Below are 20,661 nucleotides of genomic sequence, written 5' to 3'. Positions count from 1 at the left end.
ACTGTGTTGCGGCGTTGGCCTCGTCACTGAACTGGTGGGACGATGTAACGGTGAACGATGCCGAAAACACCCAGATCTCTGTGTCCCAGCCCCTGCAGGAGCGAGTCAACAACCGCTCGCAGCGGCCCACCTCCGATGCCTTCAAGGCATTCATGGCCGGCAACTGGGCGCCCGCCCCGCAGGTAACCCCTGCACGCGACGCCGTAGCTGACCATGCCGCCCGCCGCCGTCGTGCCATCTCTGAACTGTTCAAAGGTGAACGGCTCGTCATTCCTGCCGGTCCGCTGAAGGTCCGCTCGAACGACTGCGACTACCGATTCCGTCCGCACTCCGCGTTTGCGCACCTGACCGGCCTGGGACTGGACCACGAGCCCGACGCCGTGCTCATCCTCGAGCCGGTGGCCGAAGGCAAGGGCGACGACGGCGGCCACCACGCTGCGACCCTCTACTTCCGCCCGCTCGCCGGACGCGATACGGAACAGTTCTACGCCGATTCGCGCGCGGGCGAATTCTGGATCGGCGCACGGCCGACGCTTGCCGAGTTCGAAGCCCGGCTGGGCCTCCCCACCGCCCACATCTCCGAACTCGAGGTGGCCATCACCAAGAACGTGGGCGCACCGGAGATCGGCGGCATTTCCATCCGCTTGGTCCGCAAGGTGGACGAGAACATCGACGCCTTGGTGGACACCGCCCGCTACAACACGGCCAAGGATCCGGAAAACCTGGACTTGGGCGAACTTGACGCTTTGGACGAGAAGCTCAGCGAAGCACTGTCCGAACTCCGGCTCATCAAGGACGATTGGGAAATCGAGCAGATGCGGATTGCCGTCGCGGCAACCGTTGAAGGCTTCGCCGACGTCGTCCGCGCCCTGCCGCGGGCACTGACCCACAAGCGCGGCGAGCGCGTGGTGGAAGGCGCGTTCTTTGCCAGGGCCCGCGAAGAGGGCAACGAACTGGGCTACGACACCATCGCCGCCTCCGGAAACAACGCCACCGTGCTGCACTGGAACCGGAACACCGGAAAGGTCAACGCGGGCGAACTGCTCCTGCTGGACGCCGGCGTGGAAGCTGATTCCCTTTACACCGCCGATGTCACGCGTACCCTGCCGGCCAACGGCACATTCAGCGATGTGCAGCGCAAGGTCTACGAGGCAGTACTCGACGCTGCCGACGCCGGCTTCGCCGCAGCCCGCCCCGGCGTGAAGTTCCGGGAAATCCACACCGCCGCCACAACGGTCCTTGCCGAACGGCTGGCAGAGTGGGGCCTCCTGCCCGTTTCCGTTGAGGAGGCCATCAGCCCCGAAGGGCAACAGCACCGCCGTTGGATGCCGCACGGCACCAGCCACCACCTGGGTCTGGACGTGCACGACTGCGCGCAGGCAAAGCGGGAGCTCTACCTCGACGGCGAGCTCGCCGAGGGCATGGTCTTCACCATCGAACCCGGCCTCTACTTCAAGGAAGAGGACCTCGCCATCCCCGAGGAATACCGCGGCATCGGTGTGCGCATCGAGGACGACATCCTCATGACCGCCGACGGCCCGGTGAACCTGAGCGCAGCTTTGCCGCGCAAGGCCGACGACGTCGAGTCATGGATGGCGGGGATCTACCAGGAAAGCCAGAAGTCGCTGTAACGGGAAAACGCAACGCAAAAGGGAAGGCCACCGGATCCGGTGGCCTTCCCTTTTCGATGCCTACTGCTTGGTGGACTCGTCTGGTCCGTTCTGCCGTCCGCCTTGTTCAGGGGCGTTCTGCCCCTCAGTGACGCGGACGCCATACTGCGGACGGCCGTCCGGCAGGTCGGGGTAGCGGACGGAAGAAGGTGCCGGGTTCTGCACCTGCTTGGTGGGTGCCGGCTCCGGCTCGCCAGGCTGGGCCGCACGCTGGCCGTAGGGGTCGTTCCACGTGGAAGGACGTTCGGGCGCCTGGCCGGGCTGCTGGAACGGCGCATTCTCCGGGTTGTAGTTCCGTGGCTGGGCGCCAGCGGCCTGCGAGGGGTTCATGGGCAGCTGCTGGAGCAGGCGGCGGGCCTCGTGTGCTGCTTCAAAGGCCACAATGACGTCGTAGTTGGTGGCCACCACCTGGCTGGTGGACGTGAAGTCGCGCTTACCGCGTTGCATGGCATAGGTCACGATGCCGAACAGCATGAAGAACGCCGCGCCCATCAGCACGGACGTGATGATCGAGAAAGGACCACCGCCCGGGGTGAAGAAGGAGAGCATGACGCCTACGAACAGGCCGAACCACATGCCGCTCAAAGCCCCTGAAAGCGCAACCCGGGGATAGCTGAGACGGCCGGTAACCCGTTCCACCATTTTGAGGTCGTTTCCAACGATCGATACCAACTGCACAGGGAACTGCTGGTCGGCAAGGTAGTCCACCGCCTTCTGGGCATCCAGATAGGAGGTGTATGAACCCACAGTGTCTCCTTGGGGGACGCTCCGGGATTCCTCAACGGCTTTGGGACCACCAAAAATGTTAGACATAGCCCCATTGTGTCGCATGGACATGTATGGGGGCTGGAATTCAGCTAAAAGAGAGCAGACTCGGTAGCCTGTAAACATGAGCACACATCCCTCACGCGTCTTCGTCGCGCGCTTGCTCGGCTTGGACGTCTTCGACCCCTTGGGCGACCGTCTTGGCCGGTTGCGCGATGTCGTGGTGCTCTCCAGGGGCACCCGGGGAGCCCCGCACGTGGTGGGCATCGTTGTGGAGGTGCCTGGCAAAAAGCGCGTCTTTGTGCCCATGACCCGGATTACCTCGATCGACCAGACCCAGATCATCTGCACCGGTTTGGTGAACCTGCGCCGCTTTGAACAGCGCGGCGCGGAGACTCTTGTGGTGGCCGAAATGTTCGATCGCCGCGTAACCCTGGCCGACGGCAGCGGCGACGCCACCATCGAAGACATTGCCATGGACCAGCACCGGTCCAAGGACTGGTTTGTCAGCAAGCTTTTTGTCCGCCGAGGCCACTCCCTCTCGCCGCTAAGCAGGCTCCGCCGCAACAACGAGACCCTCATCATCGACTGGGCGGACGCCCAAACCGGTGCCCGGAACGAGCCCCAGGCCGCCACCCAGTTCGTGGCCACCCACGAGGACCTCAAGCCTGCCGACTTCGCTGAAGCGCTTCAGGAAATGAGCGACAAGCGCCGTTTCGAGGTTGCCAGCGAACTGCAGGACGAACGCTTGGCCGACGTCCTGCAGGAACTCCCTGAGGACGACCAAGTGGAAATCCTGTCCGCCCTGGATGTGGAACGTGCCGCAGACGTCCTCGAAGAGATGGATCCGGACGACGCCGCCGACCTCCTGGCCGAGCTCCCTTCGGCCCAGGCTGAAGAGCTCCTGCAATTGATGGAACCCCAGGAAGCGGAAGACGTCCGCAGGCTCCTTGAGTACGACGAAGACACCGCTGGTGGCCTCATGACTCCCGTGCCAGTCATCCTCCCGCCGGAGGCTACGGTTGCCGAAGCGTTGGCGCACGTTCGCCGCGAAGAACTTTCACCGGCCCTCGCCTCGTCGATCTTCATCGCCCGCCCGCCCTTGGAAACGCCCACCGGCCGTTTCCTGGGGGTGGTGCACATCCAGCAGCTCCTGCGCTTCCCGCCGCCGGAGCCCCTGGGCAACCTCGTCGACAAAAACCTCGAGCCCCTTTCTGACCAGGCCCACATCAGCGAAGTAGCCCGGACCCTGGCCACGTACAACCTCAACTCGCTTCCCGTCGTCGACGACGACGGCCGTCTTGTGGGGGCGGTGACTGTTGATGACGTGCTGGATCACCTGTTGCCGGATGACTGGCGCGCCCACGAGGACGACGCCCCCGTAAGGAAACTTGGAGGCCGCATTGGCTGATATCAACGCCGCACGTTCAACCAAGTCCTCGGACCGCCGGGCCAGCAGCCTGGACATCCCGCTGAGCGGGCGGAAACGGATCCTCCCCAAGTTGTCCCCCAACCCGGACGCTTTCGGCAACGCGACGGAAGGGTTTGCCCGCTTCATGGGTACGCCCCAGTTCCTCGTCTACATGACAGTGTTCTGTGTGTTCTGGCTGGGTTGGAACACGTTCGCGCCCACCGAGTGGCAGTTCGACAGGATGGAGCTCGGCTTCACCCTCTTGACGCTGATGTTGTCATTGCAGGCCTCCTACGCCGCTCCCCTGCTGCTGCTCGCCCAAAACCGGCAGGACGACCGTGACCGGGTATCGCTGCAGCAGGACCGTCAGCGCGCCGAGCGGAACCTCTCCGACACCGAATACCTCACCAGGGAACTGGCCTCGCTGCGTATTGCCCTGAGGGAAGTAGCCACCCGCGACTACGTCCGCGCGGAGCTCCGCAGCCTCCTGGAAGACATCATCGATGCCCAGGAGGAACTCCGCGAGGGCGACACCGCCACGGAAGACGGCGAGTCCCCGCGCGAGAGGGTCAAGGAGAAGCTCAAGGACAAGCGCGACAAATCCCGGGGTCCACGGACCCAGCAAATCCCCAAGGTCCGTCCTCAACGCACCGGACCGCAGCACTCAAGCGCGAAGCCCGCAGCGCCTGAACATCCCGAAAGCCGAGCCTGACCTTTCATGAGCACCGCATCCCTTGAATCGCTGAATGCTGCCCTGGCCACAGTGATCGACCCCGAGCTTCGCCGCCCCATCACCGAGCTCGGAATGGTTGAGTCCGTCTCGGCCGGCGACGACGGGACCGTCCATCTCACGGTGCTGTTGACCATCGCCGGTTGCCCGCTGCGTGAGACCATCACACGGGATGCCACGGCGGCCCTCTCGCGGGTGGGAGGCGTGACCGGGGTAGACGTTGAGCTCAAAGTGATGACCCCCGAACAGCGCAACGCCCTCAAAGAGCAGCTCAGGGGGCCCGGCGGCCAGCGCGGTATCCCGTTTACCAGGCCGGAATCGCTCACCAAGGTCTATGCCGTTGCCAGTGGCAAGGGCGGTGTTGGCAAATCCTCCGTCACGGTCAACCTGGCAACCGCCCTTGCTGCCCAGGGGCAGCGGGTGGGCATCGTGGATGCCGACGTCCACGGGTTCTCCGTCCCCGCGCTCATGGGCATAACCCAAAAGCCCACGCAGGTTGACGACATGATCCTTCCGCCCGTTGCTTACGGTGTGAAGGTTATTTCCATCGGCATGTTCGTAGCCGGCAACCAGCCAGTGGCCTGGCGGGGACCCATGCTTCATCGTGCCCTGGAACAGTTCCTCACGGACGTCTACTTCGGCGACCTCGATGCCCTCTTCCTGGACCTTCCCCCTGGAACCGGCGATATCGCCATCTCCGTGGCCCAGCTGCTGCCGAACGCCGAGATCCTGGTGGTCACCACTCCGCAGGCGGCAGCAGCGGACGTAGCCGAACGCGCCGGAACCATCGCTACCCAGACCGGCCAGAAGGTTGCCGGCGTCATCGAGAACATGTCCTTCCTGGAAATGCCCGACGGCGGCCGGATGGAACTCTTCGGAAGTGGCGGGGGCGCCGTCCTGGCGGAACGCCTGAGTGCCGCGGTTGGAGCCGATGTGCCCCTCTTGGGACAGATTCCGCTGGACATCCGGCTCCGCGAAGGCGGAGACGCAGGGCAGCCGGTGGTCCTTGCAGAGCAAGACACTTCAGCCGGACTTGCCATGAAGGAGATCGCCGGAAAGCTGGCCGCCCGGCCCCGCGGGCTGGCAGGCATGAACTTGGGAATACAGCCCCGCTAAGGCTTGGCCGGTCCGGCCCTGCAGCGGGACGCTCAGGTCGCTTCGGTGTCGAAAGGTGCGGCTTCGCCCTCAGCGAGACGTTCAATAACCCGCGCAGGAGCTGCAGGTTTGGCATCAGCGGCAGCAGCGACGGTGGCTGCCGCCGCGGGCGCTCCTGCACTCAGTGGCTTGGAATCGTCCTCGAACAGCGCGTCCTTGATGATCCGGCGGGGATCGTACTGGCGGGGATCGTACTTCTTCCAGTCGACTTCATCGATATCGATGCCGACTTCTTCTTTAATCTGTTCCCGTGCCCCGGAAGCCATCCGACGCACTTCTTTCACCAGGTTGGCAAGCTTTTGGGTGTATTCGGGCAGACGGCTCGGACCGATGACGAGTACGCCGATGATCAAAAGGACGATGAACTCCGGGCCGTTGATTCCAAACACGCTACGAAGATTACCTTGTCTGTGAAGCCGCTCATAAACCAGCGGGGCGGAGCAGGGTCCTGAGGCCGCGCAGCAGCCGGTCGGACCACGATTCCGGGGCTGGCACTTCCGAACCAGTCGCCATGGCATCGGCCGCACGGACCAATTCCGGGACGGCGTCGTCCGCCTCTTCTGCGGGGAGGTCCGATGAGTAGCTCAGAACGCCCGCCGGGGTGCGGTAAACGGCCCCCCAGGGGGTCCCCTGCGTGACTGAAAGTTGCGCGGTGGTCGACTGGCCGGCGCCAGGCAAATGCTCCTCAAGAACCGTTGCGTGATGGCCGTTGCTCTCGAGCGTCAGTTCCACGGCAGGGTGGCCGTCGTGGACAATCGCCTCGGCTGAGGTGACGTGGAATCCCAGCCCTGAAAGTTCGGGGCAGGCCCACCCCTGCTCCCTCAGTGAATCAAGCTGTCCCGGGCTCAGCGCCACGGTTTGTCCGGCACCCGGAACCGGTGCCGACATGAGTTGTGCGGGTCCCCCGATAAAGGCTGCGGCAACGTCCGAGCCGGCAAGCCGCTCCCCCGGTACCACATCGCCGGCCACGGCATAAGCGGAAATAGCCAGGGCGCCTGCACTCACTACGAGGGTGCCGGCCGCAACACCGGCAACGCGAAGCCCCCTCCAGGTGGGGCTTGCGGTTTCCCCTGGTTTGGCCCACTCCGGGGCATGCTCATTGGCCAGGCGCGGGGTGTGCTGCAATAGCCTTGCTGTTAGGTCCTGGCTGGCTTCGGGGACGGCAGCGTCGCGCAGGCGTTCCAAGTACTGCCGTTCACGGCTCAAGGCAGCACGGCATTCCACGCACCGTTCAAGATGATCCGGATTGCGGGAATGCCTGCCTGCCATGATTCTTCGCCGGGACGAGGGTCCCGGAAGTACGTCGCGTGGTGGCATTGACTGCCTAGAGGATGCCGGCGATGCGGGGCATCTTCAGGCGTGGCTTGCGTGTGGCGGCCGAGCGCGGATCGCGATGCGCCAGTTTCTCCCGCAGCATGGTCCGCCCACGGTGTATCCGGGATCGAACCGTGCCCAGCTTCACGCCCAAAGCCTCAGCCACCTCGTCGTAGGAAAGCCCCTCAAGGTCGCACAAAACCACGGCTGCCCGGAAGTCCGGCGGCAGTTCCTCCAAGGCGCGCTGCACATCGAGGTCAAGGTTATTGTGTTCGAAGCTCTGTTCCGGTCCGGGCTCACGCCCCGGGAGGCGCGATTCCGCGTCCTCGGCCAAGGCATCAAAGCGGATGCGGCTCTTACGGCGCGCCTGGTCCAGGAAGAGGTTGGTGGTGATCCGGTGGAGCCAGCCGTCCAAGGTGCCCGGCTTGAAGTTCTCAAGCGAGCGGAAGACCCGCACAAAGACCTCCTGGGTGAGGTCCTCGGCGTCGAACTTATTGCCTGTCAGGCGGTATGCAAGGCGGTAGACCTTTGCGGAGTGGTTGGCGACCACTTCCTCCCAACTGGGCATGACCCAATCAGTACCTGCCTCGTGGCTTTCCGATGTCTGGACTGGCGCAGCATTCGATGCCGGCATCGTCCACTCCCCTCAAACTGTGGTTCACCGTTATCCGGTGCCACCCATCGCTTGGATGAGTGGACCAACATCATCCCAAGTTTGTCTGGGAATTTCCTGACCGAAAGCGCAATTTCCCCGCACGGCAGAACTGTATCCGGCCAACTTCCTCGCGGACACAGCCGGAGAGGGCCTGAACACCGGGCATGGGCGGCTGAACCCAGTAGTCTGGTAACCAAATCCCCTACGCGCGGAAAGCGAACCCTTCATGAGTGCCGACAAGTCAACCAGCTGGTCCTATGCAGAAAACCTGCCTGCTGAGGACGAGGTCTTGTTGCGCGCCCGCGAACGCTCATTCGAGCTCGGCGTCACGCCGGTCAGCGCCGGCGTGGGAGCTGTTTTGACGGTGCTTGCCGCTGCATCAAAGGCGCAGACCGTGGTGGAAGTAGGTTCCGGCGCCGGGGTCTCCGGTGTCTGCCTCTTGCGCGGGCTTGGCCCGCAAGCCGTGCTGACCACCATCGATGTCGACGTCGAACACCTCAAGGCGGCCCGCGAGGCCTACTTGGAGTCGGGTTCGCCGGCAAACCGGATCCGCACGATTTCCGGCCGTGCCGGGGACGTCCTGCCGCGCTTGACGGACAACGCCTACGATCTCGTGTTTATCGACGCCGACAAGCCGAACTTCCCCAAGTATGTGGACCAGGCCGTGCGGCTTCTCAAGCCCAAGGGAACCCTGGTCATCAACGACGCCCTGGACAAGGACCGCGTTTCCAACCCCGCAGCGCGCGACTCGACCACGGCCGTTCTTCGGCAGGTAGGCAAAACGATCCGCGACGACGAGCGACTGGCCTCCGCAATGTTGCCCACGGGAGACGGACTTTTAGTGGCCGTCAAAAAATAGCGTTTTTTGTAATTCTTACCCTTGAATTGGACTCCGGCGGACAATGAAACCTCCGGTCCTTAAACAAAAGCAGGGCCCCGGTTCGCCGGGGCCCTGCTCTGCTGAATCTATTCGGTAACGCCTACCAGGCATTCCTTGAGGTTCTCTGCCTCAGCGGCGTTGAGCTCAACCACAAGCCGCCCACCGCCTTCAAGCGGCACACGCATAATCAGGCTGCGTCCCTCTTTGGTCACTTCCATAGGGCCGTCGCCAGTACGTGGTTTCATAGCCGCCATTAGGAAAATCCCCTCCATTTGTCCCAAGTCACGCCCAACCCGGCCGGGCTGGATCCGCGTCGCAATTGCAGCCGGCGGCAACGCTTGGGAGGCCGCCTTGGCCGGGCACTTTTAGGTGCTTTTGTCCTTGCTCGTCTTCCATTATCCCGTACTTACCCGTCCGTAGCGAATCACTGGATTAATTACGGTGGATAATCGCCACCTCCGGGCAATTGGGCCCAAGCCCAAAGCCAAACCACCCAGACAACCTGCAACAGCAGGAACATGACCACCACGGTGCCCCGGTAAGCCCTGGACTTGGAAAGCATTGCAGCACCCAGCGCCAAGGGAAAGAGCGGCAGCAGCATCCGGAAAGTGCTGGTCTGAGGATGCAGGAAGACCAGCAGGTACCCCATGTAGGAAGCACACCAAAGGCGCAGTTCGGTTCCCAGTGCCCTGACGGGCTTGGAGATCATGACAAGAACGAACAGTCCGGTGAAGACGAAGGGCGCCAGGACACCCAGGACGGGGCCGAACAACATCCGGCCTGTATCAAACCATGGCTTGAACGGAACGAGGCTGTCCCCGCGCCAGGCCGTTTCGGTGCGGGTGTACGCTGCGGGGTCACCCGTAACCACCCACGCGATCGCGGGCCAGGCGAGCGCGGCGATTCCCGTGATGACCACCAGCCCGGCGAGGGAAAGGAGCTTGCCGTTGGACGCAGCCGCGCTTGAAGAACGCGAGGGGCCGAAACGCTGCCACAGCCGCCACAAAAGAAGCATCCCCAGCATCGCGGCAAAAGGGACCCCCGTGGGACGCGAAAAGCACATCAGGATGACCACCGGGACGGCCGCCAGGTACTGCTGCCGAACCACCAGGAGCAGGGACGCCGCCAGAAGCAGGAGGTTCAGGGATTCCGCATAGGGAACCTGGAGGATCGGAGCAATGGGAAACGTGGAGACGAAAACAACGCCCCACATGGCAGTTCGCCTGCCGGCCAGTTCCCGGAAAAGCCTGTAGATCACCAGCGCGGCACCCAGCCCGGCCACCATGGCGATGAGCGTCAACGAGGGCAGGGTCCCCAAGCCCGTAATGGCGCTGACTCCACGTCCGAGGAAAGGGAACAGTGCGTAGAAAGCCCAGGTATTCTCCTTGACCACCCCGTTCTGGTCCACCGGCAGTACCGAGGGGTAGCCGCTTTCGGCAGCTTTCTGGTACCAGCGCCCGTCCCAGATGGTGATGAAGTTCCAGTAGTCGGGGGCAGGCGGGAACCATGGGTTGGTGCCCTGATGGATGGCGGCCGCAACAAAAATGGCTGCGCTGACCAGCCGTGCAGCGACGAAAACCAGGCTGACCTGCAGCCACCAAGGCCAAGCCGCCATCCGGGAGCCGGTGGTAGTGATTGCCCTGCCGATGCGGACGGTGGCACCCTCCCAGCGCGGCGGGGAGGGAACCGGAGCGCTCATGGAGCGGTCCGGATCGCGCCACCATCGTCATGCTTCGATTGGAGCAGGCCCTTCAGCCGTTCGATCTCCCGGTCTTTGGCCTGAAGCTGGTCCCTGAGCTCGTCAAGGACCTGGTCCACCTGGTCCATGCGGTATCCCCTCAGGCCCAGCGCGAAACGCAGTCCGTCGATATCGGACGCCCCGGCCTCCTCCGGCAACAGGACCGGAGGCAGGTTGGGCGTGGGATCATCGAGCCCCGCCCCCAGGGAACGGCCACGGACGATCCCTGCACCGAAGTACAGGGCCGCGCCCACGAGGACAATCGCGATAGATACCAGGAAAAAACTCACAGCACCATGGTGCCAGAAGCAGTAACTTACTCCGGGCGTTGCTCGCCGGTCGGCGTGGGCAACGGCTCGCCGTGGAGGACGCGGTGAACGGCGTCAGCGGGATCGTCGACGAGCTGGATCAGGTCCAGGTCCTTCTCCGACACCATGCCCTCGGCCACCAAAGTGTCCCGGATCCATTCGATCATGGGTCCCCAGAAGCGGACACCGAGCAGGACGATCGGGAACGATGTCACCTTGCGTGTCTGGACCAGCACCATGGCTTCGAAGAGTTCATCCAGGGTTCCCAGCCCGCCCGGGAGGACCACGAAGCCCTGGGCATACTTGACGAACATGGTCTTGCGGGCAAAGAAGTAGCGGAAGTTGATCCCCAGGTCCACCCACTGGTTGAGTCCCTGTTCGAACGGCAACTCGATGCCCAGGCCGACTGAGACACCGTTGCCTTCCACCGCCCCCTTGTTGGCGGCTTCCATGGAGCCCGGGCCGCCTCCGGTGATGACGGCAACTCCCGACTCGGCGAGCTTGCGGCCAACGTCCACCGCCATCTCGTAGTACTCCGTTCCCGGCCGCGTGCGTGCCGAGCCGAATACGCTGACTGCAGGCCCGATGTCCGCCAGTGCGCCAAAGCCCTCAACGAACTCGCTCTGGATGCGGAGCACGCGCCAGGGATCCGTATGGATGAACTGGCCCGCCCCGGAGGTATCGAGCAAATGCTGGTCAGACATCCCGGTATCGGCCTGTTTGCGGCGCAGTTCCAGCGGGCCTTTATGTTTGGCCGGCGCGACGGTAGAGGTGAGAGGCGCGCTGCTTCCTACGCGGCCATTGGCGTCGGGGCTGGGAACTGGGTGCTGGCTGATACTCATTGCCCAAGGCTAGCGCCTATGAATCCGAGCAATGCCCCTTGACCCGCTTGATTGCATTGCAGTCTGGTATATCGCTGGAATGCAGGTTTCTGTTCAGTCACGATCTCAAAGAACTTGCCGTGACCGTAGTCATATTTACTTCGTTGTTCGCTAGATTCGAGCTATGACTACTCAAGTGTCCGGCGATGCGCTCGTCTCCCTGAACAGCGTCAACAAACACTACGGTCAATTGCACGTCCTCAAAGACATCAACCTTCAAGTCAAGAAGGGTGAGGTTGTGGTGGTCATCGGACCCTCCGGTTCGGGTAAGTCCACGCTGTGCCGTGCCATCAACCGTTTGGAAACGATCGACGACGGCGAGATCGCGATCGATGGAAAGAAGCTGCCCGAGGAAGGCAAGGAACTCGCACACCTTCGTGCCGACGTCGGAATGGTCTTCCAGTCCTTCAACCTTTTCGCGCACAAGACGATCCTCGAGAACGTCACCCTGGGACCCATCAAGGTCAAAGGGGTCGCCAAGGGAACTGCGGAACGCGAAGCCATGGCCCTCCTGGAGCGCGTGGGCGTCGGGCATCAGGCTCCCAAGCTCCCTGCCCAGCTTTCCGGCGGCCAGCAGCAGCGCGTGGCTATTGCCCGTGCGCTGGCGATGAAGCCCAAGGTGATGCTCTTCGATGAGCCCACCTCCGCCCTTGACCCGGAAATGATCAATGAGGTCCTGGACGTCATGATCCAACTGGCCAAGGAAGGCATGACCATGATCGTGGTGACGCACGAGATGGGCTTTGCCCGCAAAGCGGCGGACCGCGTGGTGTTCATGGCTGACGGCCAAATCGTGGAAGACGCTGCCCCTGAGGAATTCTTCACGAATCCCCAAAGCAGCCGCGCCAAGGACTTCCTGTCCAAGCTCCTGACCCACTAGCTCCTTCTGCCGCCCGCACCCAGGCGACGAGGAAAACGCACCCGGCCGTATAGCGGCCTACCAATGAAAGGAACGTCATGAAGTCTCTGTTCACCCGGAGGAAGTCACTCCTGGTTGCAGCATCAGCTGCGCTGGCCATCTCGCTGAGCGCGTGCGGCGGTGGCGGCAGTTCCACGACTCCCCCGGTTGCCTCGGCGAGCTTTGAAGCCGGCACCAGCATGGAGAAGTTGAACAAGGCCCAGAAGATCACCATCGGCACCAAGTTCGACCAGCCGCTCTTCGGCCAGAAGGGCCTGGATGGCAAGCCGGTCGGTTTCGACGTGGAAATCGGCAAGGCAATCGCCGCCAAGCTCGGCATTCCGGCAGACAAGATCGAATGGGTCGAAACGGTCTCGCAGAACCGCGAATCCTTCATCGAGCAGGGCCGCGTTGATTTGGTCATCGCTACCTACACCATCAACGACGCCCGCAAGGAAAAGGTCTCCTTCGCAGGTCCTTACTACGAGGCCGGCCAGGCCCTGTTGGTCAACAAGGACGACAACTCCATCACCAAGCCGGAGGACGTCAAGGGCAAGAAGGTCTGCTCCGTGACCGGCTCCACCCCGGCCAAGACCATTGCCGAAAAGTATGGCGCCGAAGTTGTTCCCGCCGCTACCTACACCGCTTGCCTGGAGCCCCTCCGCAACAAGCAGGTCGTAGCGGTAACCACTGACAACGTCATCCTCGCCGGCTACGTGGACAAGGAACCGGACGCCTTCAAGCTCGCCTCCGACCAGACCTTCACCAAGGAGCCCTATGGTATCGGCCTGAAGAAGGACGACACGGTCTTCCGTAACTGGATCAACGACCAGCTCGAGTCCTTCCAGAAGGACGGCACCTACAAGAAGGCCTGGGAAGCCACTGCAGGCAAGGTCATCAAGACCACGCCTGAGCTTCCTGCCGTCAACCGCTACTAGTCGCCGGTCAGGCAACTGCCGCCGTCTCCATCAGGGGCGGCGGCAGTTGCTGAACCAGGACCCTGTTCCGTGATTAGCTGCAGCCAAAGGAAGCCATGGACGCCGTCATAGCAAGCCTCCCCCAATACTGGGACGGATTTCTCCGGACCCTCTACCTCTCCGTCATCTCGGGGGTCATCGCCCTCGTTGCGGGCACCATCCTCGCCGCCATGAGGGTTTCACCTGTCGCGGCATTGCGCGGGTTCAGCATGTTCTACGTGGAAGTCGCCAGGAACACCCCGCTTACGATCATCTTCTTCTTCTCCGCCATCGTCCTGCCCAGGCTTGGAATCAAGTTTGACCAGTTCGAAGTGGCGGCCATCATCGCCCTCAGTTCCTACACCGCAGCGTTCGTCGCCGAAGCCGTCCGCTCCGGCGTCAACAGTGTCCCGGTAGGCCAGGCCGAAGCAGCCCGAAGCATCGGCATGACGTTTACCCAGGTCCTTGGGTTCATCGTCCTCCCGCAAGCGCTCAGGACCGTTGTTCCGCCATTGATCAACATCGTGATCGCCTTGGTCAAGAACTCGTCCGTGGCAGGTGCCTTCTTTGTCCTTGAACTCTTCGGTTACGGCCGCAAGCTCTCCAACGACTACGGCGACCAAGTCCTTTGGATCCTCCTGGGCGTCGCTTTCTTCTACCTGCTGATCACGGTTCCCTTGGGCCTTCTGGCGCACTTTGTTGAACGAAAGGTGGCGATTGCCCGATGACTTCCGTCCTCTACGACGTCCCAGGCCCCAAGGCGCGCCTCTACTCGCTCATCGGCTCCGCCGCCGGCATCCTGATCATCCTTGGCGTCCTCGCCATCGCGGTCATGACCCTCGCCCAGCAGGGCATCTTCGACGCCGACCGCTGGGAGATCTTCTACGGCCCCATGGCTCCGGACGTTTGGAACCTGATAGGCCAAGGCATTGTGTCCACGCTGATGGCTGCTGCGGTGGCGGCTGTTATCGCATTCCCCTTGGGGATTGCCCTCTGCCTGCTCCGGATTTCGCTGATCACCTGGATCCGGGTGCCAACGCAGGTTGTCCTCGAATTCCTGCGTGGCATGCCAGTGGTCCTCATGATGTTGTTTGTACTGCTGGTCTTCGCGACGGGACAGTTCGTGGCTGTCGTTGCGGGCCTGGTGCTCTACAACGCGGCCATCTTCGCGGAGATCCTGCGTGCGGGCATCCAGTCCCTTCCCAAGGGACAGCGTGAAGCCGGTTTGGCCATTGGCCTCCGCAGCTTCCAGTCACGGATGATCATCGAGTTTCCCCAGGCAACCCGGCGCATGCTTCCGTCGTTGGTGGCCCAGCTGGTGGTGCTCCTCAAGGACACCTCGCTCGGCTACATCGTCGGTTACGAGGAACTGCTGCGGAAAATCCAGATCATGGCTGACTTCCTTGGCCCGAACTTCCTGTTCCCTGCGTTCTTCGTGGGTGCGGCCATCTACATCCTGATCAACCTCTCTGTGTCCCGGATTGCGATCTGGATTGAACGCCGGGGCTCCAAGAAGGCCGCAGGCGGCACGGCAAGGGCCACCGCAGCCGGAGCAGTTCCGACTGCCAAATAGGACCACAGCCACGAAAAGGGCGGTTACCGGTTCAAACCCGGTACCCGCCCTTTTCGTTGCCCGACGTGCCTACTGGCCCAGCCACGTCCGCAGTGCACGCAGGCACTCCCGGATGGCATCGGCGTCGACGTGCTCGTTGTCCTTATGTGCCAGCAGTGGATCGCCCGGTCCGAAGTTCACCGCCGGGATGCCCAGCTCGCTGAAGCGTGCGACGTCGGTCCAACCGTATTTCGGCTTCGGCTCGGCTCCGACGGCGGCAACGAAGGACGCAGCGGCAGGGTGGTTGAGTCCCGGCCGGGCGCCTGCGGCGGCGTCGGTCCGCACGACGTCGAAGCCCTCCAGGAGTTCACGGACGTGCGCTTCGGCCTGGTCGGGAGTCTTGTCCGGAGCGAAGCGGTAGTTGATCTCCACGACGCAACGGTCAGGTATGACATTCCCTGCGGTGCCGCCCTTGATCTTCACGGCATTCAGGCTCTCACGGTAGTCCAGGCCGTCCACGTTGATGGTCCTTGGCTCGTAGGCAGCCAGGCGCTCAAGGATCGGCGCAGCGGCGTGGATCGCGTTGATTCCCATCCAGGCCCGCGCGGAGTGTGCGGTTTCCCCGAAGGTCGTTGCTTCAAACCGGCTGGTGCCATTGCAGCCGCCTTCCACGGTGCCGTCCGTCGGTTCGAGCAGGATGGCAAAGTCGCCATCGAGAAGATCGCCGTGGTTGCGGACCAGCCGGCCAAGACCACTCTTGACCGCTTCCACTTCCTCATGGTCGTAGAACACGAAGGTGACGTCCTTGTCCGGCTGGTGTCCGTCGTCGAACAGCGTGGCCGCCAGCGCCAGCTGAACAGCCACGCCGCCTTTCATGTCAGTGGTTCCACGACCGAACAGCACCCCCTCACCGGGAATGCCGGACTGCCAGGTAGCGGGCACTGTTCCCAGGGATCCGGGGACCGTGGGAAGCGGGACAGTATCCAGGTGACCGGCAAGGATCACCCGCTCCGACCTGCCCAATTCCGTGCGCGCGATGATGGCGTCGCCGTCCCGCACCACGGTGTAGTCGGCCAAGGCGCCCAAAGCGGACTCCACTGCGTCTGCCAGCCGGGTTTCGTTCCCGGAGACGCTGTTGATGTCGATAATGGCCGCCGTCAGCAAAGCAACGTCCTGGCGCAGGTCAAGGAGGGCAGGTGCAGGGTTCAGGGTCACCCTCCAACTCTAGGCCCTCCCCCTCGCCGCTCGTAGGACGCGGCTGGACGCTGCGGGAGGGTAGCCGAATTGCGACTCCCGCTCCGTGGAACGGTTTCAGCGGGGATACAAGGGATCGATAGACTTGGGGCCATGACTGAAACTGTTTCTTCTGCCGTGTCCTCGCACGCGCCCGCCACCGACCGATCAGCCTACGGATTCGGGCTTGCCACGATCGCTACCTCGGCCTCCGGGGAAGCCACCGTGCTGGACGTCTGGTACCCGGCCCCCGCCCTGGGCGTGGCCGCTGAAACACTCCGCGACGTGGAAAACGCAGATCCGACCCTTACGGCCCTCGCCGAAGACGGCAAGGACGCCGACCGCGGCACCGAGCAGAAGGTGGTCTTCGCGCAGATCGACCTCGACGCAGCCCCCGCGGACACCGCGGACGCGTATCTGCGCCTGCATCTCCTCTCCCACCGTCTGGTCAAGCCGAACAGCATCAACCTCGACGGCATCTTCGGCAAGCTTCCCAACGTTGTGTGGACCAACTTTGGACCGGCGGCCGTTGAAGGCTTCGAACTCACCCGGGCACGCCTGCGCAAGCGCGGCAACGTGGTGGTCTACGGCGTGGACAAGTTCCCGCGCATGGTGGACTACGTGGTCCCCACGGGTGTACGCATTGCCGACGCCGACCGCGTCCGCCTGGGTGCGCACCTCGCCGAGGGCACCACGGTGATGCATGAAGGCTTCGTGAACTTCAATGCCGGAACCCTTGGCACATCCATGGTGGAAGGCCGCATCTCTGCCGGCGTCGTGGCCGGTGACGGCACGGACGTGGGTGGCGGCGCCTCCATCATGGGCACCCTCTCCGGTGGCGGCAAGGAAAAGATTGCCCTCGGTGAGCGTGTCCTGCTCGGTGCAAACTCGGGCGTGGGCATCAGCATCGGCGACGACTCCGTCGTCGAAGCCGGCCTGTACGTCACGGCAGGTACGCGCGTCCGCGTTCCCGGCCCCAAGGACGAGAATGGCGAGGACACCAGCAAGATCATCAAGGCCGTGGAACTCTCCGGCGTTCCCAACCTGCTCTTCCGCCGCAACTCCACAACGGGCGGGGTGGAAGTCCTTCCGCGCAAGGGACAAACCGTTGAGCTGAACGAGGCCCTGCACGCCAACTAACAGGGGACAAACGATGCGCAGCTTGCGCCGCGCCGTTGTTGCGGTGTTGGCCTTGGCCCTGGTGGCCGGCGCCGTCTACGCAATAGTCGCAGTACTGCAGCGCTCCGAGACCTTGGTTTCGGAGCGCTGCGTCGCTGTGGTCGGAACGGAACACTACGAACTGGCCACGGACCAAGCCGCCAATGCTTCGCTCATCACTGCCATCGCGGTGCGCCGCGGGCTCCCTCCACGCGCGGCCAGCATTGCCCTGGCAACGGCAATGCAGGAATCACAGCTGCGGAACATCAACTACGGAGACCAGGCCGGGCCGGACTCCCGCGGCCTCTTCCAGCAGCGGCCCTCCCAGGGGTGGGGCACCGAAGCCCAGGTCATGGATCCCGTCTACGCCGCGAACGCCTTCTACGATGGCCTGGTAAAGATTCCGGGATACGAATCCATGGAAGTCACCCAGGCCGCCCAGGCAGTCCAGCGCTCCGCCTTCCCGCGGGCCTACGCCCAGCACGAACCGATGGGCCGCGCTTTCGCTTCCGCCCTGACCGGACATTCCGAATCGGCGCTTGACTGCGAACTACGCATGCCCGGCGCGGCAGGCGACCCCTCCGCCGTCGTGAAAGCACTGACGACGGCGTTCGGCACCCAGGCGGCCAGCGTCGAGGGCCGGTCGGTTCGCCTCAACGTGACGGGGACGCGGGCTTGGGCCGTGGGGCATTGGGCCGTGGCCAATGCCAAAGAGCTCTCCATCACGCAAGTGGACGTGGCCGGCCAAACCTGGAACAGGGAAAAGCGCAACGGCTGGGTCCCCGCTGCGGCGCCATCGGAAACGGTGACCATCACGGTTTCCGCTCCGGCCACGTAGGCGCCTAAGCGAGCAGTTCCACTACCGGCTGGACATAGCTGCGGAACACGTCCGGCTGGGACAGGAGCCGGTGACTCATGATCATTGTGCTGGGTTCGAGGTACCAGGCACGGGGCTCGTTCAACGGCAGCTCAATGATGGTGAGGTCGAAGTCCCGGGAACTCCTGCCCACTTCCAGCAGCCGGTCCTCCACCATCTCGTTGAGGACACTGGTCATACCGTTGGCCTCGCGGGCAGCCTCCAGCTCGGAGTACTCGTCGATCCGGTCCGTTGCCCAGCCCAGCGCCGATCCAAAGTGGGCTTGCAGCACACGCTGGAGGGCCGGCGAGTTACCGAAGGCTTTGAAGCTGGGCGGCGCCAATTCGAGGGCCGGCTTGGGATAGGACTTAACGAGTTTTTCCCACCAGGCTTCCCATTCGGTCTTCAGGGCGCTCATGCCGCCGACGTCGGAAGTCAGGTGGCTATGGTCGGCGTGCCTGACTTTCGGGGCGGCATGGGAAAGCAAAGGTTTCCCGGCACCGTCGAGGCCAGCGACGTCGCGCAAGTACAGGGCGATGAGCATCGGCCCGGACGTGTCCATGGTGATGCGCCAACCCGGGCCGCCTGACTCATGCATCCGAATTCCTCCCTTGGGCAGGTTCCCGACATGTCCCAGTCTATTCCCGAAGGGTCGGTTCGTTAACGCCGCGGGGGTTCTGCTTTGGGGGTCAGCGGGCTGCCGGCACGGCGTCAAAGGCGGCCAGGTGGGCGGTCAGCACATCGCTGCACATCTGTGCCGTCATCCAGTCCGGCTGGAGCAGGGCGTGCATGCATAAGCCGTCGAGCGTAGCCAGCAGCCGTTCGGCTTCGGTGACCAGGTGGTGGGGTGATTCAGCCTCGTCCGGGCTCAGGAGCACAATCAGGCGGCCCACAATCGCTGCCACTGTCCGGTGGCTGCGTTCCGCCTCGCCGGCGAAAGCCTCGTTGATACGGGCGGCTTGCCTGAATGCCATCCAGACGCAAGCATCCACGGCCGATTCCTCGTCCAAGGGCAGGAATTGTCCCAGCAGGTTGAGCACCGCGGAATGCCGTTCGGCGGTACCCTGGGACGTTGCTTCCGCCTCCCTCAGTGCCGATTCCAGCCGGAATGCGATGCGGTCCACCACGGTCGCGAACGAGAACACCAGGAGTTCGTCACTGCTGGAAAAGTAGTGCCGGACCGACCCCACCGCCAGGCCCGCTTCATCTGCGACTTCACGGAGGGATGCCCTCTCCAGGCCGTCACCGGCAATGATGCGGAATACAGCTTGGACAACTTCCTGGCGCCGGGCTTCGGCATCAACAATTTTGGGCACCAGTATTTTCTAGCACGGACGTGCTTCCACGCTGCTCAACACTGAGCGGCGCGCCCCGATTTTCGGCTAGCGTAGACACCATGAAAATTCTTGTCACAGGTGGCACCGGCTACATCGGTTCGCACACCGTTCTGTCCCTTCAGGAAGCCGGCCACGAAGTCGTCGTCCTCGACAACCTTGTGAACTCCAGCGAAGAGTCACTTCGCCGGGTTTCTGAATTGACCGGCAAGACCGCTGCCTTCCACAAAGTGGACTTGGTGGACGAGCCCGCCGTCGAGGCCGTCTTCGACCAGCACAAGATCGACGCCGTGATCCACTTCGCGGGACTCAAGGCTGTTGGCGAGTCTGTCCAGGAGCCCCTGGCCTACTACTACAACAACATCGTGGGCACCCTGAACCTCCTCCGGGCCATGGACAAGCACAATGTGCGTTCGATCGTTTTCAGTTCGTCGGCCACGGTTTACGGCGAGCACAATCCGATCCCCTATATCGAAAAAATGGAGATCGGGGCCAACAACCCGTACGGCCGCACCAAGGAACAGATCGAGGACATCCTCTCCGACCTCGGCAACGCTGACGAGCGCTGGCACATAGCACTCCTGCGCTACTTCAACCCCGTCGGCGCCCATCCCTCAGGACGCATCGGCGAGGACCCCCAAGGCATCCCCAACAACCTTGTTCCGTTCATCGCGCAGGTGGCCGTGGGCCGCCGGGAGAAGCTCATGGTCTTCGGAGGCGACTACGACACCCCGGACGGCACGGCCCAGCGCGACTACATCCACGTGGTTGATCTCGCCGAAGGCCACGTAGCCGCCCTGAACTACATCGCCACCAAACCGGGCGTCCGCCGCTGGAACCTCGGCTCCGGCAGGGGTTCGTCGGTGCTGGAGGTCCTGCGTTCCTTCGAAAAGGCCGTCGGTCAGCCGATCCCATACGAAATCACAGGACGCCGCGCAGGCGACCTCCCTGCTTTCTGGGCGGACGCTTCCTCCGCCCTGGCCGACCTCGGCTGGTCCACCACCAAGACCGTGGACCAAATGTGCGAAGACCACTGGCGCTGGCAGAAGAACAATCCCTACGGCTACAACGCGGCCGAACCGGCCGCTGCGAACAACGCATAGGCGCCCGAAACCAAGGCAAAAAACGACGTCGGCCGCCCACCTCTCGCGAGGTGGGCGGCCGACG

Annotated in this window: 23 protein-coding genes; 12 read left to right on the top strand and 11 right to left on the bottom strand. The window is 63.3% G+C overall.

Annotated features, from left to right (window positions below; translation table 11 throughout):
- The first annotated feature begins 50 nt into the window (after positions 1-50).
- Positions 51-1,631, top strand: a complete 1,581-nt coding sequence (locus ACIPY2_RS01300; protein ID WP_400265087.1) for an aminopeptidase P family protein — start codon at positions 51-53, stop codon at positions 1,629-1,631.
- Positions 1,632-1,691: 60 nt separating this feature from the next.
- Here the strand turns inward: ACIPY2_RS01300 and ACIPY2_RS01295 are convergent, their stop codons facing one another.
- Entirely contained in the window at positions 1,692-2,483 is a 792-nt protein-coding gene (locus ACIPY2_RS01295) for a general stress protein (RefSeq protein WP_400264588.1), read from the bottom strand.
- A gap of 76 nt (positions 2,484-2,559) precedes the next feature.
- Here ACIPY2_RS01295 and ACIPY2_RS01290 point away from each other — a divergent pair, with 76 nt between their 5' ends.
- Genes ACIPY2_RS01290 through ACIPY2_RS01280 form a run of 3 tightly spaced genes read left to right on the top strand, consistent with a single transcriptional unit; the run spans position 2,560 to position 5,692 of the window.
- Entirely contained in the window at positions 2,560-3,846 is a 1,287-nt protein-coding gene (locus tag ACIPY2_RS01290; protein ID WP_400264587.1) for a magnesium transporter MgtE N-terminal domain-containing protein, read from the top strand.
- Positions 3,827-4,558: a DUF1003 domain-containing protein gene (locus ACIPY2_RS01285; RefSeq protein WP_400264586.1), complete on the top strand. Its 732-nt coding sequence runs from the start codon at positions 3,827-3,829 to the stop codon at positions 4,556-4,558. The genes ACIPY2_RS01290 and ACIPY2_RS01285 overlap by 20 nt, the downstream gene beginning before the upstream one ends.
- 6 nt (positions 4,559-4,564) lie before the next feature.
- Complete coding sequence (locus ACIPY2_RS01280; protein WP_400264585.1) at positions 4,565-5,692, top strand: Mrp/NBP35 family ATP-binding protein; 1,128 nt, start codon at positions 4,565-4,567, stop codon at positions 5,690-5,692.
- A 32-nt stretch (positions 5,693-5,724) separates the two neighbouring features.
- Here the strand turns inward: ACIPY2_RS01280 and ACIPY2_RS01275 are convergent, their stop codons facing one another.
- From ACIPY2_RS01275 to sigE, 3 genes are all read right to left on the bottom strand, one after another.
- Complete coding sequence (locus ACIPY2_RS01275) at positions 5,725-6,120, bottom strand: Sec-independent protein translocase TatB (RefSeq protein WP_400264584.1); 396 nt, start codon at positions 6,118-6,120, stop codon at positions 5,725-5,727.
- A gap of 31 nt (positions 6,121-6,151) precedes the next feature.
- Positions 6,152-6,937, bottom strand: a complete 786-nt coding sequence (locus ACIPY2_RS01270) for a hypothetical protein (RefSeq protein WP_400264583.1) — start codon at positions 6,935-6,937, stop codon at positions 6,152-6,154.
- A 118-nt stretch (positions 6,938-7,055) separates the two neighbouring features.
- On the bottom strand, positions 7,056-7,679 hold the full coding sequence (gene sigE / locus ACIPY2_RS01265; protein ID WP_400264582.1) for an RNA polymerase sigma factor SigE: 624 nt from the start codon (positions 7,677-7,679) through the stop codon (positions 7,056-7,058).
- A gap of 247 nt (positions 7,680-7,926) precedes the next feature.
- Between sigE and ACIPY2_RS01260 the strand changes: the two genes are divergently transcribed.
- Complete coding sequence (locus ACIPY2_RS01260) at positions 7,927-8,559, top strand: O-methyltransferase (protein WP_400264581.1); 633 nt, start codon at positions 7,927-7,929, stop codon at positions 8,557-8,559.
- 107 nt (positions 8,560-8,666) lie between these two features.
- Here ACIPY2_RS01260 and ACIPY2_RS01255 read toward each other — a convergent pair whose 3' ends face one another.
- The 4 genes from ACIPY2_RS01255 to ACIPY2_RS01240 all read right to left on the bottom strand — a co-directional run bounded on the left by ACIPY2_RS01255 (position 8,667) and on the right by ACIPY2_RS01240 (position 11,468).
- Positions 8,667-8,834 (bottom strand): DUF3117 domain-containing protein, encoded by a 168-nt coding sequence (locus tag ACIPY2_RS01255; RefSeq protein ID WP_064721643.1) that lies wholly within the window; start codon positions 8,832-8,834, stop codon positions 8,667-8,669.
- A 182-nt stretch (positions 8,835-9,016) separates the two neighbouring features.
- Complete coding sequence (locus ACIPY2_RS01250) at positions 9,017-10,195, bottom strand: hypothetical protein (protein WP_400265086.1); 1,179 nt, start codon at positions 10,193-10,195, stop codon at positions 9,017-9,019.
- Between the two features lie 80 nt (positions 10,196-10,275).
- Positions 10,276-10,608 (bottom strand): DivIVA domain-containing protein, encoded by a 333-nt coding sequence (locus ACIPY2_RS01245; RefSeq protein ID WP_400264580.1) that lies wholly within the window; start codon positions 10,606-10,608, stop codon positions 10,276-10,278.
- Between the two features lie 26 nt (positions 10,609-10,634).
- A complete protein-coding gene (locus tag ACIPY2_RS01240; RefSeq protein ID WP_400264579.1) occupies positions 10,635-11,468 on the bottom strand; it encodes a TIGR00730 family Rossman fold protein in 834 nt (277 codons plus the stop codon).
- Between the two features lie 163 nt (positions 11,469-11,631).
- Between ACIPY2_RS01240 and ACIPY2_RS01235 the strand changes: the two genes are divergently transcribed.
- The 4 genes from ACIPY2_RS01235 to ACIPY2_RS01220 all read left to right on the top strand — a co-directional run bounded on the left by ACIPY2_RS01235 (position 11,632) and on the right by ACIPY2_RS01220 (position 14,934).
- Positions 11,632-12,387 (top strand): amino acid ABC transporter ATP-binding protein, encoded by a 756-nt coding sequence (locus ACIPY2_RS01235; protein WP_400264578.1) that lies wholly within the window; start codon positions 11,632-11,634, stop codon positions 12,385-12,387.
- Positions 12,388-12,464: 77 nt separating this feature from the next.
- Positions 12,465-13,343 (top strand): glutamate ABC transporter substrate-binding protein, encoded by an 879-nt coding sequence (locus tag ACIPY2_RS01230; RefSeq protein WP_400264577.1) that lies wholly within the window; start codon positions 12,465-12,467, stop codon positions 13,341-13,343.
- A gap of 95 nt (positions 13,344-13,438) precedes the next feature.
- Positions 13,439-14,089, top strand: coding sequence for an amino acid ABC transporter permease (locus ACIPY2_RS01225; RefSeq protein WP_400264576.1), 651 nt, complete (start codon positions 13,439-13,441; stop codon positions 14,087-14,089).
- The gene (locus ACIPY2_RS01220; RefSeq protein ID WP_400264575.1) at positions 14,086-14,934 is read left to right on the top strand and encodes an amino acid ABC transporter permease; all 849 of its coding nucleotides are present in this window, start codon (positions 14,086-14,088) and stop codon (positions 14,932-14,934) included. Before ACIPY2_RS01225 ends, ACIPY2_RS01220 begins: the two co-directional genes overlap by 4 nt.
- A gap of 69 nt (positions 14,935-15,003) precedes the next feature.
- Here the strand turns inward: ACIPY2_RS01220 and dapE are convergent, their stop codons facing one another.
- Positions 15,004-16,128: a succinyl-diaminopimelate desuccinylase gene (gene dapE / locus ACIPY2_RS01215; RefSeq protein ID WP_400264574.1), complete on the bottom strand. Its 1,125-nt coding sequence runs from the start codon at positions 16,126-16,128 to the stop codon at positions 15,004-15,006.
- A 132-nt stretch (positions 16,129-16,260) separates the two neighbouring features.
- On the opposite strand from dapE, the gene dapD reads away from it, so the two are divergent.
- Together dapD and ACIPY2_RS01205 are read left to right on the top strand one after the other, a co-directional pair.
- Entirely contained in the window at positions 16,261-17,286 is a 1,026-nt protein-coding gene (gene dapD / locus ACIPY2_RS01210; RefSeq protein ID WP_400264573.1) for a 2,3,4,5-tetrahydropyridine-2,6-dicarboxylate N-succinyltransferase, read from the top strand.
- A 13-nt stretch (positions 17,287-17,299) separates the two neighbouring features.
- Positions 17,300-18,142, top strand: coding sequence for a hypothetical protein (locus tag ACIPY2_RS01205; protein WP_400264572.1), 843 nt, complete (start codon positions 17,300-17,302; stop codon positions 18,140-18,142).
- 4 nt (positions 18,143-18,146) lie between these two features.
- Here the strand turns inward: ACIPY2_RS01205 and ACIPY2_RS01200 are convergent, their stop codons facing one another.
- Together ACIPY2_RS01200 and ACIPY2_RS01195 are read right to left on the bottom strand one after the other, a co-directional pair.
- The gene (locus ACIPY2_RS01200; RefSeq protein WP_400264571.1) at positions 18,147-18,758 is read right to left on the bottom strand and encodes a hypothetical protein; all 612 of its coding nucleotides are present in this window, start codon (positions 18,756-18,758) and stop codon (positions 18,147-18,149) included.
- Positions 18,759-18,849: 91 nt separating this feature from the next.
- Positions 18,850-19,476, bottom strand: coding sequence for a TetR/AcrR family transcriptional regulator (locus ACIPY2_RS01195; protein ID WP_400264570.1), 627 nt, complete (start codon positions 19,474-19,476; stop codon positions 18,850-18,852).
- Positions 19,477-19,556: 80 nt separating this feature from the next.
- On the opposite strand from ACIPY2_RS01195, the gene galE reads away from it, so the two are divergent.
- Positions 19,557-20,597, top strand: coding sequence for a UDP-glucose 4-epimerase GalE (galE, locus tag ACIPY2_RS01190; protein WP_400264569.1), 1,041 nt, complete (start codon positions 19,557-19,559; stop codon positions 20,595-20,597).
- Positions 20,598-20,661 lie beyond the last annotated feature (64 nt).

This window comes from Paenarthrobacter sp. NPDC089675, assembly GCF_044749185.1.
Taxonomy (GTDB): Bacteria; Actinomycetota; Actinomycetes; order Actinomycetales; family Micrococcaceae; genus Arthrobacter.
The sequence above is the reverse complement of the archived record's forward strand: the minus strand, read 5'-3'. Positions and strand labels throughout refer to the sequence as shown.